Origin of the sequence: Streptomyces alkaliterrae (assembly GCF_007097205.2) — a bacterium.
Classification (GTDB): Bacteria; Actinomycetota; Actinomycetes; order Streptomycetales; family Streptomycetaceae; genus Streptomyces; species Streptomyces alkaliterrae.
Map to the genome: position 1 here is coordinate 1 of NZ_VJYK02000572.1, position 1494 is coordinate 1494.

1 protein-coding gene is annotated in these 1494 nt (G+C 71.8%); it reads right to left on the minus strand.

Going from position 1 to position 1494, the window contains the following annotated elements; translation table 11 throughout:
• Window positions 1-418: 418 nt before the first annotated feature.
• Entirely contained in the window at window positions 419-1408 is a 990-nt protein-coding gene (locus FNX44_RS26835; protein ID WP_143651559.1) for a sporulation protein, read from the minus strand.
• Window positions 1409-1494 lie beyond the last annotated feature (86 nt).

A 1494-nucleotide genomic window follows, 5' to 3' on the forward strand; every position in this document is an offset into this window, starting at 1 on the left:
CACCCGACCCCAAGCCACCGACCCCAAGCCACCGGCCGTGCGCCACCGCTCAGTCAACGACCCGTCAGCGGCCCCGCGAAGGCGCGCACCCACACCCACTCCGGAGCACGAGCATGTCCGACTCCGCCCTCGAGACCGGCGTACCGGCACGACACAAGATCTCCACGCCGCACCCGGGTGCTCGAGTCGGCGACAAAGCCCCAGGCCGGCTACCCGCGGCTACTGACCGGAGCCGGTGACGGGAATCGAACCCGCGCTCTGAGCTTGGGATCACCGGTGCCAGGGGCCGTGCCGAGTCGCTGACCTGCTGGACCGTGACGCGTCGGCGGCCAGTCGGCCGGCTACTGAGCACCCCCTGTTGACCGCCGATGACCGCCCTCACGGGCACGCGTCGGCACGGATTCCAGGAGTCGGGCCATCAGGCGTCGTCTTCCTCGTCGTCGCCTTCGAGGAAGTCGCCCACCTCGTCCACGACCTCCGCTGCGACCAGGCCGCCCGCGACGCCGACCGCGAGCCCGGCGGCGCCGGCGGCGATGGCCGTGCCCACACCGGGGCCCGAACGGTGGTCGCCGTGGCTGTCGTCCTTGTGGGCGTAGGGGACGCCGTCGCCGTAGCCGCCGTAGCCGCCGACCGTGGACCGGTGCTCGACCAACTGGCCGACCCAGGAGTCGACCTCGCGGTCCCAGTCGGTGTCCGGCACCTGGGTGTGGCTGAGGTCGAAGCGGTTGAGCGCGTCGTGGCCGCCGGAGGCGAAGCCGCCGTGCCCGCCGGCCTCCAGGACGACCTCCATGCCGTCCGGGCGGGCCAGGAAGGTGACCTCGACCTCGTCCACCTGGTGCGCGTACCGCTGCGACGGGGTCAGCTCGATCTCCTGGTAGAACGGAAGCTGTTGGCGGGTGCCACCGATGTGGCCGTACTCCAGGTCGGCCGACCGGAAGCCGAAACCGAGCCGGCCGAACGCGGTCAGGACCGCCTCCTGGGCGGGCAGCGGGCGGACCGTCAGCGGGTCCATGTCGCCCTTGTCCCGGGCGCCGGCGATCCCGAGTTCGGTGCGTACGCCGAGTACGACGCCGATGTCCTGGCCGTGCACCTCGGTGAGCGGTGTCTCGTGCGGCAGGGTCACGCTGAAGGGGACGGTGCGCCGCTCCTCGCGGGCGAGGCGGAAGCCGCCCGCGACCGTGAACCTCTCGAAGACGACCGTGCCTTCCGACTCCCCCTGCTCGTGCTCCGCCTCCACGCGGGCGACGAGTTCGAGGGTGAGGTGCTCGATCTCGAAGTCGGCGCCGCCGCCGGTGAGACGGATCTCGCCGGAGAGGGTGTCGCCGGGGCGGGCCGCTTCGGTCTGGAGGACCGTGTCCACCGAGGGGCCGCCGATGCCGATCGATCCGAGCAGTCGCCTGAGCACCATCGTGGTGTTCACTCCTTCGTCGAGACGGGTTGCTCCCCGGACCGGACCGGACCGGACCGGGCGGGGCCTGTGTCTTATACACATTT

Coding starts and splice junctions, on each gene's coding strand:
- FNX44_RS26835 (WP_143651559.1), bottom strand. CDS start 1,408: ATGGTGCTCAGGCGACTGCTCGGATCGATCGGCATCGGCGGCCCCTCG.